The sequence below is a fragment of the Robinsoniella sp. KNHs210 genome (genome assembly GCF_000686105.1).
GTDB lineage: Bacteria > Bacillota > Clostridia > Lachnospirales > Lachnospiraceae > Robinsoniella > Robinsoniella peoriensis.
Window position 1 is genome coordinate 104,760 of the sequence record NZ_JMLZ01000001.1, and the last position, 18,637, is coordinate 123,396.

General features: G+C 40.7%; 13 protein-coding genes. 1 reads left to right on the top strand and 12 read right to left on the bottom strand.

The genetic code is table 11. The features are described 5' to 3' along the window. Positions 1-29: 29 nt before the first annotated feature. The 10 genes from CD03_RS0100475 to CD03_RS0100520 form a co-directional block, all read right to left on the bottom strand. Entirely contained in the window at positions 30-698 is a 669-nt protein-coding gene (locus CD03_RS0100475; protein ID WP_044288799.1) for a response regulator transcription factor, read from the bottom strand. Positions 699-845: 147 nt separating this feature from the next. Then, a complete protein-coding gene (locus CD03_RS0100480) occupies positions 846-2,420 on the bottom strand; it encodes an alpha-N-arabinofuranosidase (protein ID WP_197041607.1) in 1,575 nt (524 codons plus the stop codon). Positions 2,421-2,512: 92 nt separating this feature from the next. Continuing rightward, positions 2,513-3,739: an AraC family transcriptional regulator gene (locus CD03_RS0100485; protein ID WP_027291960.1), complete on the bottom strand. Its 1,227-nt coding sequence runs from the start codon at positions 3,737-3,739 to the stop codon at positions 2,513-2,515. 129 nt (positions 3,740-3,868) lie between these two features. Then, positions 3,869-4,891: a recombinase RecA gene (gene recA / locus CD03_RS0100490; protein ID WP_027291961.1), complete on the bottom strand. Its 1,023-nt coding sequence runs from the start codon at positions 4,889-4,891 to the stop codon at positions 3,869-3,871. Then, on the bottom strand, positions 4,888-5,241 hold the full coding sequence (locus CD03_RS31795; protein WP_044288800.1) for a hypothetical protein: 354 nt from the start codon (positions 5,239-5,241) through the stop codon (positions 4,888-4,890). Before CD03_RS31795 ends, recA begins: the two co-directional genes overlap by 4 nt. A gap of 204 nt (positions 5,242-5,445) precedes the next feature. Continuing rightward, a complete protein-coding gene (locus tag CD03_RS0100500) occupies positions 5,446-6,990 on the bottom strand; it encodes a glycoside hydrolase family 43 protein (RefSeq protein WP_027291962.1) in 1,545 nt (514 codons plus the stop codon). A gap of 151 nt (positions 6,991-7,141) precedes the next feature. Continuing rightward, complete coding sequence (locus CD03_RS0100505) at positions 7,142-11,572, bottom strand: hypothetical protein (RefSeq protein ID WP_027291963.1); 4,431 nt, start codon at positions 11,570-11,572, stop codon at positions 7,142-7,144. Then, a complete protein-coding gene (locus CD03_RS0100510; protein ID WP_027291964.1) occupies positions 11,559-12,263 on the bottom strand; it encodes a DUF6063 family protein in 705 nt (234 codons plus the stop codon). The genes CD03_RS0100505 and CD03_RS0100510 overlap by 14 nt, the downstream gene beginning before the upstream one ends. Beyond that, positions 12,235-13,866 (bottom strand): hypothetical protein, encoded by a 1,632-nt coding sequence (locus tag CD03_RS0100515; protein ID WP_027291965.1) that lies wholly within the window; start codon positions 13,864-13,866, stop codon positions 12,235-12,237. Before CD03_RS0100515 ends, CD03_RS0100510 begins: the two co-directional genes overlap by 29 nt. 40 nt (positions 13,867-13,906) lie before the next feature. Continuing rightward, positions 13,907-14,914: a Wadjet anti-phage system protein JetD domain-containing protein gene (locus tag CD03_RS0100520; protein ID WP_027291966.1), complete on the bottom strand. Its 1,008-nt coding sequence runs from the start codon at positions 14,912-14,914 to the stop codon at positions 13,907-13,909. Between the two features lie 237 nt (positions 14,915-15,151). Between CD03_RS0100520 and CD03_RS0100525 the strand changes: the two genes are divergently transcribed. Continuing rightward, positions 15,152-15,367 carry a DUF4177 domain-containing protein gene (locus tag CD03_RS0100525; RefSeq protein WP_027291967.1) on the top strand — a complete coding sequence of 72 codons (216 nt, stop codon included), beginning with the start codon at positions 15,152-15,154 and terminating at the stop codon, positions 15,365-15,367. A 96-nt stretch (positions 15,368-15,463) separates the two neighbouring features. On the opposite strand, the gene CD03_RS0100530 is transcribed toward CD03_RS0100525, so the two are convergent. Together CD03_RS0100530 and CD03_RS0100535 are read right to left on the bottom strand one after the other, a co-directional pair. Next, the gene (locus CD03_RS0100530) at positions 15,464-18,256 is read right to left on the bottom strand and encodes an ATP-binding protein (protein WP_197041608.1); all 2,793 of its coding nucleotides are present in this window, start codon (positions 18,254-18,256) and stop codon (positions 15,464-15,466) included. 13 nt (positions 18,257-18,269) lie between these two features. Next, complete coding sequence (locus tag CD03_RS0100535) at positions 18,270-18,617, bottom strand: Hpt domain-containing protein (RefSeq protein ID WP_027291969.1); 348 nt, start codon at positions 18,615-18,617, stop codon at positions 18,270-18,272. Positions 18,618-18,637 lie beyond the last annotated feature (20 nt).

An 18,637-nucleotide genomic window follows, 5' to 3' on the forward strand; every position in this document is an offset into this window, starting at 1 on the left:
ATCCCCCCTGAATAGCGCAAGCTGGCCTTTCAAACTTTGTACCCCATTCCTCTTTTTGTCTGAATAAGATCATTCACGCTAATCTGTGTAAGCTTGTCCCTGATTCTTGTCATATTCACACTTAAAGTATTATCATCTATATGGATTTCATTATCCCATAAATATTCGATTAACTCCAAACGCGAAACAACTTTCTGGCTGTTTGTAAAGAGATAATAGAGTATTTTCAATTCCGTCTTCGATAGTTCCACTTTCTGATCTTTATACTGAATAAATGCAGATATGGGAAATAACCTCACTTCTTTATATTCGATGAATTCCATTGGGGCACTTGTGCCCCCCGTTCTTCGAAGCAGCAGATTAATCCGCGCCAGAAGTATGGGAATATTATATGGTTTCGTAATGTAATCATCACCACCAAGAGTCAACGCCTGCAGCTCATCGAAAGCGGTGTCTCTGCCGGTAATAAAAATGATGGGAACCGAAGAAAAACTGCGGATGGAAGAACATAAACGAAAACCATCCTGCTCCGGAAGGTTGATATCCAGCAGGATCAGGTCCGGTTTGTATCTTTTTATATCCACCACACAGTTTTGAAATTCAAGAACTGCTTCCACCAGGTATCCCGCATTTTTTAACAGGATCGTCAATTCCTCCCTGATGATTAGTTCGTCTTCTATAATTAAAATTTTATTCATTTTTATCCTCCGATTAGTACTGCAGCGAACGATTTATAAATAACTCACTATTAAAGAGCTTCTTTGTACAATATACACCACATGGAGGACAATTTCCAGCTGATTCTTCGTTTGCGTTTGTCTTTGATTCCCAGAAATATTCGTATTTTATCCTTTCACAATCTGAAACTGATACACATTTACAGAAGCCGCCGGAATCTGTATTTTAAAGCCATCCGTTGTTTCCACCGGCATTTCTGCTTCCTGCGCCCTTACACGGTCCGGATCATCAAATGTATTGCATGCCTGAGGCGAGTCCCCTTTCAGCGTCTGACCTCCCACATACTTACAATCTTCCGGGAATTCCAAAAATACTTCCTGCTCTTTCTGCCATTCTGTATTAACAATATTAACGCTGACTACATCCTTTTTTACAGAGGCAAACAGAAACAGTTTATCAGGCTTTACTTTTGTATTGAAATTTAACGCTTCCCCGCCCCGATGCACTTTATACATCTGAAAAACGTCATAATTAGGAGTCCGCACACATTGATGTCCATCTGTCAGAATGAGAGAATTTAATACATTTACTGTTTGTGCTACACATGCCATCTTCACCGCCTTACAATTTCGGTGAAAAATGTCTAACGTTAATGCACTTGTGACGGCATCCCGCATTGTACATTGCTGATACAGCGCCGGACGGTGTGCAAACGAAGCCCCGTGCCAATTTCCCCATTCTCCGATAATCAAATCGACCTGTGGTTTCAGAGTCTTAAAAAAACCTTCACTTTCCGGATAGTCAGAAATCCCATCCAAAACCAGTTTTTCCTGTTCCCGGATTACCTCTTCCAGTTCCAGGCAGCCATTAATAACCTCATACCATTCTGCTTCTAAAAAATCTGTTTCCTGTTGAGTGAGATCTTTTAAATTCCAGTTATAAAAGTGAATATCATATCCGTCCAAAGGCGGCTGGCGAAACTCTGCCATAGATTCAAAAAACTGTTTCGTCCATTCCACACGTTCTTCTTTTTTGTTGCCGTCCGGCCCGCAGGCAATACGTTTCATCTGTATTGGGTTTTTCCCCTGTCCTTTAGAAAACACAGGAAATGCCGTAGCATATTTCCGGTATTCTGCTGCATAACTTTGAGGGGTGGCGTTTCCCCCGCCTGCCCACATTTCATTTCCGATCCCCCAATATTCCACCTGAAATGGTTCTTCGGACCCATTTTCCTTACGTTCCAAAGCCAGCGTGGTTTTCTCTTTCCGATTACAGTATTCCATCCATTCTTTCATCTCGGCTACACTGCCGTTCATTAAATTAATATTCAGCCAGGGCTTTGCGCCCACATATTTACAAAGCTCCATAAATTCATGTGTACCAAACTGGTTGCTGTCTAACTCAAATGTTCCGAAATTTTCATTATAGGTGACAGGCCTTTTTGATCTTTCACCAATCCCGTCTCTCCAGTGGTAAGTATCTGCATAACATCCACCCGGCCAGCGTATTACAGGCGGTTCTAATTCTTTTAACGCATCTGCCACATCCTTTCGGATACCATGATAATTGGGGATATGGGAGTCTTCCCCCACCCATATGCCATCATAGATGCAGGATCCCAGAAATTCAATAAACTGACTGTGAAGTTCCGGTTGAATGTGACCATCGGTTTCAAATGTATTAATAATTATTTTATTGATATTTATTTTATTATTCATCTTATTGTTATTTATCTTTTTCATAATGAATACTCCTTATATTTGGATTTCTATACATAAAAATACCAGAAAAAGAAGTTGGATTATACTATATTCTTAATGCTTTTATCACATTTTTAATAACGGTCTATCCTTTTTTCCTTATCAGTAAAACTCTTTATCCCATATCTTCTCCGGTACTGAACCGGAGTCATATCACTCCATTTTTTAAACACTTTGCCAAAATGACTCTGGGAACTGAATCCAAAATAATATCCGATTTCTTCCACTGTATAATCGGAATAGATCAGAAGATTCTGTGAAAGCTTCACTTTACCCTTCATAATATAATCATTAACTGTAATTCCTTCTTCCCGCTTAAAAACAGCGGAAAGATACTCCGGCGTTACATGCAGTTCTTCCGCTATCTTATAGATCACAATCTTTTGGTGCATATTTTTATAGATCAGCCGTTTCGCTTCTTCCACAATCCTGTTATTTTCCCCGGAACGATTCTTTTCATAAACCAATTCAGCGTATTCCATTTTTGCTTTGTTTACCAGCGCCATTATCTGTCCATGATCCTTAGCGGCATCCACCCGTAAGATGTAGCTGTCATTTATAGAAAAGGAATCCTCCGGCAGCATTCCTCCGTCAATTGCTGCTCTTGCCGCAATTGCCAGGGCAACAATCGCCAGATTCTTTGCCGCCTGAAGGGGATTTTGGGAGAGCACTGCGTATTCTCCCTCTACAACTTCCTCCATACACCGTTTTAATTTACCGGTATCACCTTCCCGGATACTGTTTAATTCCCGTAATTCATGTTCATAAGAGTTATGTACCTTTTCGTTTTCCTGATATTGAAAATATACCCGGTTCAATTCCTTTTTAATGCCGTGCTGCAATTCATTATTGTCAAAATTGCGCTGTATTAAATCCGAAATTTTCATATCTTTTCCGGTCAGAACATGATAAAGTAATAATACCAGTTCGCAAAACAGCTCAAATTCACAATAAGAAATTCTGATCTTTTTCTCCGGAATTCCATGCTGCCTTGCATAGGTTTCTCCAATTGGTATCCCTTCCTGGAACTGAACGGTAAAATCAATGCTCACCGGTCCAATAATATACCGGTCTTCTCCACCTAAAATCACACCATAGTATATCGGATATTTTTCTAAATAGATACAAGGACGATCCATATCCGCCATGCCAAGCAGATGGGATCTCCAGATTTCATCATGTAGTACGGGATCTGAACAGGATCCATCCCCCAGATACTCCCTTAACCGGTTTTCTCTGTCAAATATTCGAATAGAGGTATGTGCGGTACGCATGATATGCTTTAAGATAATATTTAGCATTATGATTTTTCCTTTTTATCTTTATTTCAGAGCTCATAAAACTAAGTATAATTTATATAACTTTGAAATACAATCGCAAAAAATATCCATACAGAATTAATTTCTCTGCATGGATGATATACATGACTGCTATTTTTCCTGTTCTACTTTCTTTTCCGCCGGCAGACCATAATGTTTCCTGACCTCAAACTCTATTTCATCCAGCACCACTGGATTTTCTTCCAGATATTGTTTTGCACTTTCTCTGCCCTGTGCCATTTTTGATCCCTGATAAGAATACCAGGAACCGCTTTTTACCACAACACCAATATCGGCCGCCAGATCTAAGATATCCCCTTCTCTGGATATTCCCAATCCGTATATAATGTCAAATTCTGCCTCTTTAAATGGCGGTGCTATTTTATTTTTCACCACTTTTACTCGTGTTCTGTTCCCTATACGGTCTCCGGCACTTTTAATGATATCTATTTTTCTCACATCCAAACGGACGGATGCATAGAATTTTAGTGCTTTTCCTCCTGTGGTAACTTCCGGACTGCCAAACATGACTCCAATCTTCTCCCGAAGCTGGTTAATAAAGACGACTATACAATTGGATTTACTTACTACAGGGGTCAGTTTTCGAAGTGCCTGAGACATTAACCTGGCCTGCAGTCCCATGAAGACATCTCCCATTTCACCGTCTATTTCCTGCCTGGGCACCAACGCTGCGACAGAATCAATTACCACAATAGCAACGGCATTGGAACGCACCAGAGTCTCTGCTATCTCCAAACCCTGGTCGCCGCTGTCCGGTTGGGAAATGTAGAGTTCGTCCGTATTTACACCTATTTTTTTCGCATACACCGGATCAAGCGCATGCTCTGCATCTATAAAGGCTGCAATTCCTCCTCTTTTTTGCACTTCTGCAATCATATGCAGGCTTACCGTTGTCTTTCCACTGGATTCGGGACCAAAAACTTCTATAACTCTTCCTTTTGGAATTCCTCCCAGACCCAATGCTATATCCAGACTCAAAGCCCCGGTTGGCACCGTCTCTACCGACATTGCTTCACTGGCATCCCCTAATCTCATAACAGAACCTTTTCCAAAGTCCTTTTCGATTTTACTGACTGCCTCATCGAGTGCCTGTAATTTAGCAGGAGTTGTCATACGGTTACCTTTAACTTTCTGACGGCATCTGCTCTCTTCTTCTTCGTCAGAGCCAATTTCGCTTTTCTGATCTCTATGCGCCTTAAATCCTCCGCTTGTTTTTGTTCGATTCTTTTTTCTTCTTCTATCTTTTCCCGTTCTTCCTTGATTTGAACAGCCTGTTTATAACATTCCTGCTGCAATTTTTCATTTTCCAATACCAGACATTTTTCAAATACATATGGAAACAAAAATATTTTGGTTTCATTCATATCTGAAAACTGTATTTTAATCTTCAGTGGATTATTTTCTGTAATAACACCTTTCCCAAAACTTTTATGACATACCTTTTCGTTTTTTAATGATTTCATTTATACGTTCTCCATTTCAGCCCCATTGGCTTATTCTCTATTATCTTATATTAACACAAAAAAAATAAAATTGTCAGTGTTTTCTGCAAAACATTTATTTTTCGTTAAATTTTATGAATATATACTCTTTTTATATTGTGCATTTTATCATAAAATTTGTGTTTATATATTTTAACAGTACAAAAAAGTAGAACGCCTGCCCGTTCAGCCTGAAACGGCGCTGTATTCAAACCATTTAAAATCAGCTCCACGAACACATTTCTTTCCATTTCCGGAAGCATACATCGCAATATAATTCCCGGTAAAGACACCCCCTGTTTCCGTAGTCAGATACCCGGTTTCTCCTCTTCCGATTTCTTCATACCGGGTGCCATCCATGCTGCAGCGGAAAATATATGTTTCTTTCGTTGCCTCCACTTCCAGATATATCCGCTCTCCGGTGCAGGGGATTTTGTTTTCTGTCTTCCACAGACTTCCTATCTGTCTGCGGAATATGATGCAGTCTTCCCCATCCTGCCTTGTTACTGCGGCTTCATAGTGGTGGCGGTTATTCATATAAACCGTCAGCCCCGCTTCTTCTCCATCCTGTTCTCTGACAAAATGTACTTCTGTCCTGGCAATGCAGTTATGGTGCTCCTGCCTTCGTCCAAGCCATGCGATGCTATCCGCCTCCGAAAGTGCTATTTCATTGCCATAGAGAGTAAGCCCTCTCCCCGAGGCGATATCCCATAATTGCGGATAAGGATTATATATAAAATTCCAGGCATAATCCAGCTTTTCAGAATCAAAGGTATCTCTGACCGTGATCTCTTCCTTTTTTGAATGGTACATTTCCGTGCATGCCGGCAGACAATCTGTTTCTACTTCCTCTTCCACCACTCCATTATTTCCCATCACAGGCCAGTCATTATCATTCCAGGCCATGGGTACCAGCATGGTTTCCCGTCCCAGATTATGACGGAATGGATAGGAAACGGGACGGATTCCAAGGCATACGGCCCACCAGTTTCCATTCTGATCCCGGGTAATATCTCCATGCCCGATCGCCTTCAGGGATGTCCCTCTGCTCCTGTTTGTCAATACCGGATTGCCGCTATAGCCTTCATATGGCCCCCATATATTCCGGCTTCTGGCTGCCGTCAGCATATGCCCATATTCTGTTCCTCCTTCTGAGATAAACAGGTAATACCAGTTATTGATTTTATAAATATGGGGGCCTTCCGGACAACAGCCTCCGGTTCCGCCCCAGATATATGTTCTTTCCGTCTTCCTTTTTCCCGTATCTATATCAATTTCGCATAAATAGATTTCTCCATGGGTACCGCAGTAATAGACTTTCCCATCGTCGTCAAAAAACAGGGACGGATCGATCCCGGGACAATCCAGCCAGATGGGATCAGACCATTCACCACCCGGATCTTTGGTCCATATTATAAAATTTTGTTCATTTTCCCCAATGCCTGTACCGTTGGAAACATTTGTTGTTATGACATAGAAGATTCCCTTATGGAAACGGATGGTCGGGGCATATATGCCTGTAGCATTCGGTGTCCCTTTGGCAAGAACCAGCTGGTCATTCCTGGTAATACAATGTCCGATCTGGTCCCAGTGCACCAGGTCTCTACTGTGGAAAACAGGTATCGCAGGAAAATACTCAAAGGAACTTGTCACCAGATAATAGTCATCTCCTGCTCTGCAAATGCTGGGATCCGGATGGAATCCAGGTATAATTGGATTTTTGTATTTCATATAATCTCTCCATTTCATATAGTTTTATTTTCATTAATCAATGCAAACTCATAACTGCATAATTAGAAACAGAAAAATCATATCATAGCACTTGTACATTTAACACCAGAAAAATTACAGCTGTTTTACTGTATTTATTATACCATCTTTCTTATCCGTTTTGATCCACCCAGTCCCAGAGACTTCCCTGCTGGAACTTCTGAAATAGACCAACGTGCTCCAGCCTTTCATTTTCGTGCAGTCCGCCTTTGTTTATCTGTACATTTCCAACCTTCAGCAATTCCCTGTCACTGTACATGCGCTTACGGATGCTCAGCTGGTAGATCAGGCTGAACCTGTTTGTTATGGAACTTTGGCTTAAATCTGAGAGGCAGATTAACTGGATGTTGAAGGTCTTCGCAATATCAATCACTGCCTTTAGCAAATGCTCAGAAGATGTCCTTGCAAATGGATTATCCATTATCATTACCTTAGATTCCTGCATATTATTTGCTCTGGCATCCCTTCTGGTTACTTCTCGTATATAGGAGATCAGGGTAGACACCATCGTAAAGAATACGACGAATTTTTCTCCACCGGAATTCTGCGCCATGGCATCTTCCCACTTTTTCATGCCATTGTTTTTATCATTCAGATCAATTTTATATACATAAACCGGAATTTTATTGGTGCCGATCAGTTGATTCAGCAGTTCCCTGCTGGACATAAGCGCAGTCAGCTTATCTTTCCACTTCTTCTCCTGGCTGCCATCCCCAGCCTTACATAATTCCACCATGGTCTGAAGGCTGTGATCTATATAACTCTCCATACGGCCACGCATATCACTTCCAAGTTCATCCGGCACATCTATACGCAGCATCTGTACCGGCCGGCTCTTCCCGGTGAGCCTGATTTTGGAACTCTGTGCAATCAGCTTTACATCATCATAGATCAGAGCAGCATGACTGATGCACTGGTCTATAATCTGATTCCTGGTCCGCGCTATGTTCTCAAGCTGGCTGTCATAAAACGCTGACAGTTTCAACAGGTTTTCCCGTTTTTTCATGAATTCTTCCATATAAAAATAAACAATATCGAAACGGATCTGTTCATCATCCAGATTAAGTGTACTTAAAGATTCCAGAATATCGGTTACACACTGATTTTTACCCAGATAATTCCTTCTGATTTCCCGATACAGATTCTGACATGCTTTTCTGGACTGGTTTTCTGTTGTTCTGGCATTGCGGTAACTGTCCTTGAGCTTCGTGAACTGGGCTTCCATATCCTCTTCCAGCCCGAAATCACCGATTGGTACATATGCAACTGTAATAATATCCTGAATTCTGCCTACCAGGCTCTTGCAGATATCCCCAAGCCGGCTGGCTGCTTTTTCTTTTTCATGGAGCTGATCCAGTTCTGATTTCAAGTTTTTAAGCCGGCGGTCATAATCCTGCAGGATCCGGCTCTTCTCCAAAGGCTCTGTAAGCCCCAGATTATGCAGAGCCGCAGCAGCATAATCCAGCATTGTTTCCATTTTACCAAATGTAATCCTAAGATTGCCCAAGTTACGATCTGCCTTTATCTTTTCAGCCTCTAATACCGAAACTTCTGATTTAAGACGCTGCAATTCCTGTCTGTCATAGTGAAGTGTCTCATAATCCTTTTGATCCACTTCGATTTCAGCAAGTGCATCCTCTATCGTAGAGAGCTGCTGTAATTTTCCACGCAGCATTTCTTCCAGACTTGACAAAGCTTCTTTCTGGTTTTTCAGAAGCTGTTCATATTCCTGCTCCATTTGTTCATATGGATCATCCAGCAGGTTAGCCTCCCCGGCATTCTCATATTTCCGGTAACTCTCCCGGGTTTGGTCAAACAGCGTATTCTTCTCGTAAAGAATACTCTTGATCCGTTCTGCTTCAGCCCGGCAGTTTTCCAGCTCCTGCCCGGCTTTTTCCCTCTTTTCTTTTAACGACATACTTTCAGCAGATGCATCCCCTAAGTTACGGTAATGTATCTGATATTGTTCATCATCTGCCAGAAATTTTTCCAGAAGCTCTTTCCTGGCATTAATTTCACGAAGGATTATTTCACACTCCCTGTTATTGAATTCCAGTGAGGTCCATTCTGCCTCCAGGGTTTTCAGTTTTTCTTCCAGCTCTTTCTTTTGCACAGAAAGCTTCTCTATTTCCTGCTCATCCGCTGAAACCGCCTTACTTAACTGCTCCGCATATGACTTCCCATATTGGAAATTATTCAGGTCATCCCATGCTTTTCGCACATTTTCCAGCTCCTTTGAAATGTGCACAGTCTGCTCTTTTAGCCTCTCTTCCTGGATTTCCAAATCCTTAAGATATTTTTCCCTCTGTATATCTACGAAGATTTCGTCTTCGTAACTGCTGATAAAAGATGCCTGCGTACCTGCCTGTACCAGCTGATACTGCTGCTCCATCACCGTATCCAGCTGCTCATAAGATAATACAGGGACTACCTGTCTAAGCAGGCATTGTTTGAGTGGAATCTGCCCTATTTTGGAAATATCCTGCTTTTTCACCACCAGGGAAAATGGCAGCATTGGGTTTTTCTTAAGCTGAATCTCTCTCTTATCCTCCGTCAGATTATTCAGATATGCCTCTCCGGTCTGATAGGTAATATCCTGATTTTCTATTGCCTGAATCAATGTCTGAGGAAGATATACACATTTATTGCGAATACCCTTTATCATATCCAATATCTGATCCCGCTCTGTCTGCCTCAGATATCTGTTTTGCTCTAAGTCAGCCGTATGCTTCCGGAAGAACTCATTTAATGCATCTTTCTCATAGATCAATTCCCGGCTAAGTTCATATTTATCCAGCAGTTCGCTGCAACGTGCATATTCTGATGCAAAGCGGTTTTGCTCTTCTGTTAAGCTAGTCAAGTGACTTACCACGGATATTTTTTTCTGCACCGCTTCCATAATCAAAGGGCCTGTGACCCTCTGCTGCTCCTTTACCCGTACCAGTCTGTCCTGCCCGTCCTTCAGTTCTTCCGCCTTTGCTTTCTCCTGACTTTCCTGCTCTTTTTTTAGGTTATTTACCGAGGTTTTATCCAGCTCTTTTAAGACATTTCGAAGCAATACCGTACCCAGCTTTTCGAAAATCTGCTCCTCTTCCTTCTCAAACCGCGTCACAAATCCACGCAGTTCTCCAATCCTTACATCACATTGACTGATCTTTTTGTCGTATTCCCGTGTATCAGCAGATAGTTGCTTCTGCCGTTGTCCATTGACAGTGATTCGTACTTTATATTGTTCAATTTCGTCCAGCAGTTCCCTTTGCTTCTTTTCTAAGCAGTATTTCAATGAATACCGCAGATCATCAAGCCGGATTCTGGTATCTGCATCCCCCTGTTCCGCTGCGATTTTCTGCCTTAGGGCCGATACTGCCCCTTGTATCACCTTCCACTCCCCGTAGAGCTTAGCCCCACGCTGGCAATGATACCGGAAGTGTACCTGACTGCATTGAGCCTTGATTTCCCTGGCATTTGCTTCTTCTTCTGCAACCTGTTCTTTTACTTCCTGCAGTTTATCACTGGCAAGATAATATTCTTCGGATGCCTTCTCTTTATAAATCCCGGACCTTTCTTCCTCCAATTCATACTGCCTGTCATGAATCTGTTCCAGTTCCGCCTTCTGCCCGGCGCCTTTTCGCTTCAGGCTCTGATGCATCTGATTTAGCAATGCCTCCGTCTGATTCACAACGTCCAGACTCTGACAGACATGATTCAGGCTTTCTTCCATCTCCTGATGCCTCCTGAGATATTCGTTGATCACCTTTTGAGCCTGTATGTATTCTTCATTTTTTATAGTATCTGACACCAGTCCTTCCAGAAGATCCTGAATGCTGGTTTCTCCGCTGTCCTGTGCCAGAATCGCTTTTTCAATATTTTTAATAATCCACTCATTAAATACACTGTCGGATGTACTGCAGCGCTCAAACAGTTCATCTATTCCGCCTTCATCATTATTCATCCGGGCGATGAGATTCTTCCATTCTTCCTGAGAAATCCCAAAATCCTGCAAAATCCTGCGGTACTGGGACGCATCATCCCTACTGTAATAGAACATTTCCCGATGAGCAGAAACCAGTTTTCTCACAGCTTCTCTGGCACGCTCAAAAGGCATCAGAACCAGCTGGTCATTTTCCCGTTTAGCAAACGGAACATAGCTGATATCAAAATCGCATGCCTGCTGATAATGACTGGCAAAGGTAAAGTAATTAATTTTATTACTTTCTTCACTTCTCATGCTGCTCCTTGGTGCAATTGCAATTCCGGTCATCAGATAATCTTTAACTGAGGGATTGTCCAGCAGCCATTCAATCATAATAAAGGCCGGACTTGTATTCTTTTTAAAATACTCAATCATCTTACGTTTCTGCATTTTATGGTCGGGAATGATGGGCTGCAGAATCAGCTGTACAAGTACACTTTTCCCGCCTCCGTTGGAAAGATTTAAAAGAGCATTTTCTCCGTCGTAAAAAGAATACATCTCATCCTGAATCTCTCTGGCATCATTATTGTAAGAAAAGTTGATGATCCTGATTCGGTTAATCTTCGGCATTGATCTTCTCCCCCTGTGAAAATAGCTGGTGAATTTCCTGTACCCTGGCTTCATCCAGATAGTAATATAAAAACAGGTCATCCATGCGTCTGGTACGCCTGATTTCTCTGCCTTCTTCCAGTACACGGACCAATTTCTCATGTTCCAGCTGCGCATAGGCACGTGCCAGCGTTCCCAGCTTCGATTTTCTGGCAATACTGTCCCCAATCTGTTTATTCTGCCATAGCTGAGCTATTTTATAAAAGTTGATGCAGTAATCCTTCTCCAGGGAAAGAGCCTCCTCTTCTCCTGCCAGGTATCCCTCCATTTTCTGGTCCAATACCTCAATCAGATCTTTGGTCTGGATAAACTCTCGCTGGATTGGGTTCGTATTCTTTCCGCCGTAGAACATCTGGAAGATCATCATACAGATATAACACTGCAGGTAGGCATCAACCAGCTTTGCGTTCGTCGCTATGTTTTCCCTGAAATCTTTCATCACATATCCCAGCACATCATTGTCCAGATTCGGTATCATATAAATAGTATTACCTGTATCCAGAATCCGGAAATTCAATTCTTCTGAAAACTGCTCCAGAATTTCGCGGACCTCTTCATTTTTATATTCTATGTACAATTCACTATCCGTTTTTGCATCAATTTCTCCGTTTTCTAATAAACGATTATATATCGCTAATGCCTGTTTCAACATCCTGCCCCACCTCGCTTCTGATCTTAGGTATTATTTCTATATCTGCCATTTCTATTGTACTGTATAACACTTCTGCTCCAACCGTATCTTCTAACACGGCATGAAAAATAAAGTCTTTTTTTTCAAATACCAGCTGTTCCACACCATAAAAATCCGGATACCTGTCTTCCATCTGCCGGAGACACCAGGACAGGTCAAACTCTCCGTTTGTATCCGGAATCATATCTTCACTGCTGTGCTTTTTCCACGATTCTATATCAATAACCCCATAATCATACAGCTTTAACAGAATCAGAAAAATTCTTTTATTCTCCGTATACTGATGTATTCTCTGGGTTTTTTCCACGATATGTTCATAAAACTGCGAAAAAGTAAAAGAAGTTCCCCGTTCACCAGCAAACTTAAAGATCCGTTCTATAACCCGGAAATTCATAGCATTGCTAATTTCTCTGTCTGCAGCCTGTAAGTCCTCTTCCAGAACCTCTTCTTCCACCACATGGTCTTCTTCCTCATTCTCTCTAAGTTTTCCCTGATTCTGGTAAATCAGGGAAAGGTTCATTTTCTTGTCCAATGACGGCATACACAGAGGGGTCATTAGTTTCCAGAGATTTGATACATTCTTTGAATTTACTTTTTCCATCTCATCCATAATCTCTTTTTGGAAATCAAACCGTTTAACCACAGATGCATAAAAGCTGTTTCGAATGGTTTCTTCATAAATATCATTCATATTAAAACGTTTTCCAATGAGGTTCCGCTGTTCCCCTATCACAATCTGAATGTTCCGCTTAATCAGATTCAGGTTATATAACGCGTTGTTCATTGTTTCATCCGAATAGCCGCTTTCCTCTATCTCCCGTCCGATCCGGTCTTCATCCTTCACAACCGCCTCTTTCATTTCCAGCATATCTTCATATTCTTCATCAATCAGATTGTAAGTCTCCAGAAGCAGCCTTTCATGCTCCCCCCGGTCAATGGTATGGATATTCTGCCTCACACGGTCTATGAAGGATTCCATCTCCCGCTTCTTCTGCCGGAGCATGTTGATCAAATCCCGGCTCTGTTTTAACGCATGTTTATAGTTCTTTCTCTTGAGCAGCATCTTCAGCTTTAACTGTTCCAGTTTAAAATCCATTTCCTTATCTATTTCTTTTGTCCGGAATAAGAAGTCATATCCCTGATCCGTCAGCTGATATATAATTTTATTATCTGCTGTTATCTTATCACTGATCAGGCGCACCTGAATATCGTGCCACTGCCGCCCGTAATCCATAATCCCATAATTTTTAACCGTCCCTTTATTTTGCAGAATATCTTTCACCATATATTCAGCCAGCCTCATCACCTGATCAAAAGGCCATTTCTTCTGATAAACCGGCAGAATATCATCCAGGAAACGCGCTATATTTTCCAGTGTACATTCATCATTTTCATTCAAAGTCTGTTCCATAATATAGACCAGCAGCGTGAAGAACAGATTATCTAATTCTTCTCCCTGAAACCAGCCCTCAATTTCCATATTCGTATTCTTTCGATTGACAATGGAATCCACAACCGCCGCAAATCCCATTCTCTTTTCAAAACCTTCTAAAAAATCAAACATAATTTCCTCTTCTATTCCATTTGTAGTAATGAAAGCTGTTCTAATCACACATTCCAATATAATCCTGAAAACTTAGTATTTCCTGGGGAATTCTTCTGTTTTCATCCAGTACTTTTCTTACAACCTCCCGATTTTGTTCTTCTAATAAATCCAGGAATCCGGTATTCCAGTCTCTTCCCCTGTTATCATCTGTCGGCTGCATCTGTAAATTCTTTGCCCGTTTGGCCATTTTGTTATATAAGGGCATAAAAGGTTGTATCATAATCTCCCTGTTATGAGTGACCGCACCATAAAACATAAGGATTCCGGCAATATCAATATCCCCTGCATAAAGTATCTTTCTCTTCTCGAAACCATATTCCGTCACAAAAGTCTGCAGTGCTGCTTCACCTGTCACCTTATTTCCTTCTCCATAGACCAGCAGTCCGGCTTTGACCCCTAAAAATCTTTTATTCTTTGAATTTTTCAATGCTTCACCAATTGAATACCATGTGTCTTTATTTTCAATGACAATCACATCACCCGCAATCTGATCAAATACCCTGCAAAAAAACGGCTCCGGCGCATAATAATAATTCAGGCTCACCTGGTCAAACTGATTAAAAGCCAGGATTCTGCTCCCGCTTTTACTCTCCAGGTATTTCTCATCACCCCAGATCGCAAAGGATTTTTCCTTAACAGACATTTTCTGCTGCAGCCGCGGGTCATCTTTCCAGAGCATTTCACTGAGCTTACAGATTCCGTCCCGCAGCTCCTTAAATTCCCCTGGCTTTTCCAGATACCTGCTGATATTCAGCCTTGGATTCAACGCCGCAATTTCATCGATGTAACAACTGTAATCTACCGAAGGCGGCAGCTTTTTATATTCTCGAAAGACCGCCGGATAAAAGGATGTCTTTCCGCTTTTTTTGATTGGTGCTATCTGTTTTGATTCGCAGAGTTCCTCCAGAATATCAAACAATTGCCGGTAATTCATATCCGGATAGAGATTTAAGATATCCTCGTAGCGGAAACGTTTTTTCTGTATTTTCGAAATGTCAATCTTCATCTCCTGGTCTCCTTTAATTTAATAGGTGATTTAACCTGATTCTATGTCGGGGTTCTGTTTCCTGGATTTATTATACTATAGAAGGCAGGGATTTTAAATTAAATTTTTTAATTGAATACCTGCAAAAGCAGAAAGATATATTTTCAATAGAATAGGTACTTCATTAATAAAATCCCTCCAAATGTATATACTATCATTAGTCACTGTTTGAAAAACATAATATTTATGGAGAATAAGATGCACGAATATAAACTGGTAAGAAAAGAAATCTTAAAAGACTGCGGCAGTAAAAAACAAAAAGAACAGGAATTTGATGATTTAGAAGCTCTGTTAAATGAATATGCATCTCAGGATTGGCGGCTGCTCACAGAATTTTCTGATCTGAATAATGGAGGTCAATTGCCCGGCTATTATGTCTTTGTATTTGAGCGGGAAATCATAGAAGCGTGTTGATTCAAGAGCATGCTTCTATTGTCTAAAGAATTTACACAGGAAAAAGGACTGGTGATTTCTCACCAGCCCAAAGGGGTTTCTCACTCTATAACATATTCAGGATTCTTCTGACTCAGATATAAAATCATATAGCGTTTGAAACAACACTATAGGTTCAATGGGTTTTGCCAGATGTGCCGACATTCCTGCCTCCATACTCTTCTGCACATCTTCATCAAAGGCATTTGCCGTCATCGCAATAATTGGTATTACTTTTGCATCTGACCGGTCATTTTTTCGTATAATCTTTGTTGCTGTCAAGCCATCCATGAGTGGCATACAGATATCCATTAGAATTGCGTCAAAATAGAACGGTACTGAATTTTCAAACGCATCAACTGCCTTTTGCCCGTTTACCGCATGCTCCACAACCATACCTTTCTTCTCCAGCAGCATGGTTGCAATTTGCGCATTCAGTGGATGATCTTCACAGAGTAGGATGTGTTTTCCCTGTAAACTTACCTGGGACATTGTTTCTGGTGTAACAGGTTCTGATTGAGCTTCTCCAGTTTTAAATACCAGCTCTAAGGAAAATTCAGAACCGTTATTTTTCTCGCTTATAACAGAAATAGATCCACCCATGGTATCCACTAGATTTTTAACAATAGCAAGTCCCAGACCAGTCCCGGTATAATTAGAAATTGCAGAATTATATTCCTGTTCAAAAGGTTCAAAAATCTTTGGCAGGAAATTCTCGTCTATCCCAATACCAGTATCCTTTACCATCAGCTTCGTAAGTATATTGTCATCACTTAGAACATGACTGCACCATTCAACTATTACTGTTCCATTTTCTGGTGTGAATTTGATAGCGTTTGACACCAAATTGAAGACGATTTGCTGTACCCTTACCTTATCCAAATATACTAGGGGAAGCTTTTTACTTTTGTTTTTTGCAATTAAATGCACATTCTTCTGAGAGGCATTCACCCTTACCACACTGATCATCTGTTCAAAAAAGATATTAAGATCGGTCAGCTCTTTGTTAAGGACAATTTTATTGCTTTCGATTTTATTCATATCCAGTGTATCATTAATCAGACTCAGCAGATATTTTGCAGAGTCATCGATCTTTTCCAGATTCTCCACCGCTTCCGGCGGCAGATAATCAAGATCCAGAGTTAATCCAGTTAACCCGATGATACCATTCATAGGCGTACGCATATCATGGCTCATTCTGGAAAGAAAATCACTTTTTGCAGAAAATGCCAGCTGTAATTTTTCATTGCGCTTCTTATTGGTACGGCTATATAGCAACAGCATAATGGAGAGCAATATCAGAAATAAAAATGACACTGCTGCCGCTGCCATAAGCATTGGATTGTTCTGTAGAAACTCAGCGATCCCGCCATAATCCTTTTGTGACAATGCCTGTGAAAGGTGTCCATGTACATCCTTAGCGGGCATACTGCGTACATATTTATTGACAATAGACAGCAATTCACATTTTTCCGTATTCGGCACATAAAATCCAATTTCCCGGTTATATCCGGACAGAAACAGGAAATTTAGATCTTTAAAATTATTTTGAGAAGTATAAAAATCGATCAGATATCTATTTCCGTACCCATAATCAGCTTCTCCTTCATTGACCGCCTCAAGACATTTCTGAATATCATCATAATAAATTATTTCCTTATACTCATAACCGATAGGTTCTGACACATCACGCAGCAAAGCTAAAGTGCTTTCGGATTTTTCCTTTGCTTCTGATGCTTTATTTAAGAACATAGTCAGGCTTTCTTCCAAATAAGGTTGGGAAAAAACAAGTCCGTAACATTCAGCGAATTTGTTGCTGTGAGGTGGCCCTATGACGAGATTATATTCTCCTGAAGCAATTTGTTCTTTGACATTTTCATTTTCTTTTAATACATGATAATTAAAACGTATTCCCGCTTTCTTTCCAATATCATCCAATATAGAAACCGACATCCCGCATAATTCACCTTTACTGTTTATAAATGAAAAGGGAGCATATTGGGGTATTACCAATACTTTTAGTTCTTGATGACTATCCACATATTCCATTTCAGTTTCAGACAGAGAAAAATCAGAAATCGTATTTTTAAAATATTTTGAACGCAGACTGCTTTCAAAATATGGATCGGTAATGTTGATTTTGCTAATAGCCTCATCTAATTCCTCCATTAAGTCTTCTTTTTCATAGCCCGATACAAAATAAAAGGGCCGGGGGGCGAACTCGGCAATTTGTTTGAGTCCTGGCAGAAAGGTAAGCGAGACTTTTAAAAGTGCATCAGCCGATCCGTTTTTCAAAGCTTCAATCTGCTCATCCACGGTATCACAATAAATATATTCACAGTTAATCTTTACATTTTCAACAAAATCAGTCAGCTCTCCATTACGTGTAGTCGCTGTTTTCAGCACAGCAACCCGTAATTTGTCAAGCCGCATATAATTGGTTTCATTGATATTAATATTACTTTCTAAAGTATCCAGGGTGGTATAAACCACGCCATAATTTTTATCCGGATAAAGATACTTTTTTTCCAAATCTTCATTTCGAAGCATAACACCCATCAGATCCGCTTCTCCGGATTCTACCATCTTCATTCCACTTGTAATTTGCTCATTAAGAGTCATATTTGGATAGGTAATGTATTCTAGCTTCCAGTTTGCAAATTCCGCGACCTTTTTAAGATATTCATAGGAATATCCGTAATAGCTTCCATTCTCTCTTATTTCAGTTAAATATTTTTGTTCCGGATAGGCAACTTTGACAACTCGCTGAACCTCTGCCTCCTGATTTTCTTTCCCAAAAACGGTGGGGGCAGGAACCAGACCTATCACCAAAGCAATTATTAGAAGAAATGGTATTGTATGTTTTATCAAATTCATTATCCTCCTAATCACCTAAAATATGCCTCAGCTTTTTTCTTTCATTTAACACTTTAAAATATTGACATTCCGGATTACAGTAGTTTTGATTTCTCAGCAGCTCTACGATGCTGCAGATTTCATTAAAGAGTGGCGTCAACCCCAAATTTCCAGCAACACCTTTAATGGTATGTGCATGGTCAAACGCTACAGCATATTCCTTGTTATGCAGTGCATCTCCCAGCACTGTAAATGAGGGATCATCCATAAAACAGCGGAGACAATCAAGGTAAAGCTCATCATCATTTACAAACCGTTCCATTACCTCGGATATATTAACGCCATAGTCAGTAAGTTTTTTTATTGAATCAATCATAATCATTCTCCTTTGCTTGG

What these genes read in the sequence shown, in the direction of transcription:
- CD03_RS0100475 (WP_044288799.1), bottom strand. Translation starts at nt 698, where the DNA reads ATGAATAAAATTTTAATTATAGAAGACGAACTAATCATCAGGGAGGAA.
- CD03_RS0100480 (WP_197041607.1), bottom strand. Translation starts at nt 2,420, where the DNA reads ATGAAAAAGATAAATAACAATAAGATGAATAATAAAATAAATATCAAT.
- CD03_RS0100485 (WP_027291960.1), bottom strand. Translation starts at nt 3,739, where the DNA reads ATGCTAAATATTATCTTAAAGCATATCATGCGTACCGCACATACCTCT.
- recA (WP_027291961.1), bottom strand. Translation starts at nt 4,891, where the DNA reads ATGACAACTCCTGCTAAATTACAGGCACTCGATGAGGCAGTCAGTAAA.
- CD03_RS31795 (WP_044288800.1), bottom strand. Translation starts at nt 5,241, where the DNA reads ATGAAATCATTAAAAAACGAAAAGGTATGTCATAAAAGTTTTGGGAAA.
- CD03_RS0100500 (WP_027291962.1), bottom strand. Translation starts at nt 6,990, where the DNA reads ATGAAATACAAAAATCCAATTATACCTGGATTCCATCCGGATCCCAGC.
- CD03_RS0100505 (WP_027291963.1), bottom strand. Translation starts at nt 11,572, where the DNA reads ATGCCGAAGATTAACCGAATCAGGATCATCAACTTTTCTTACAATAAT.
- CD03_RS0100510 (WP_027291964.1), bottom strand. Translation starts at nt 12,263, where the DNA reads ATGTTGAAACAGGCATTAGCGATATATAATCGTTTATTAGAAAACGGA.
- CD03_RS0100515 (WP_027291965.1), bottom strand. Translation starts at nt 13,866, where the DNA reads ATGTTTGATTTTTTAGAAGGTTTTGAAAAGAGAATGGGATTTGCGGCG.
- CD03_RS0100520 (WP_027291966.1), bottom strand. Translation starts at nt 14,914, where the DNA reads ATGAAGATTGACATTTCGAAAATACAGAAAAAACGTTTCCGCTACGAG.
- CD03_RS0100525 (WP_027291967.1), top strand. Translation starts at nt 15,152, where the DNA reads ATGCACGAATATAAACTGGTAAGAAAAGAAATCTTAAAAGACTGCGGC.
- CD03_RS0100535 (WP_027291969.1), bottom strand. Translation starts at nt 18,617, where the DNA reads ATGATTGATTCAATAAAAAAACTTACTGACTATGGCGTTAATATATCC.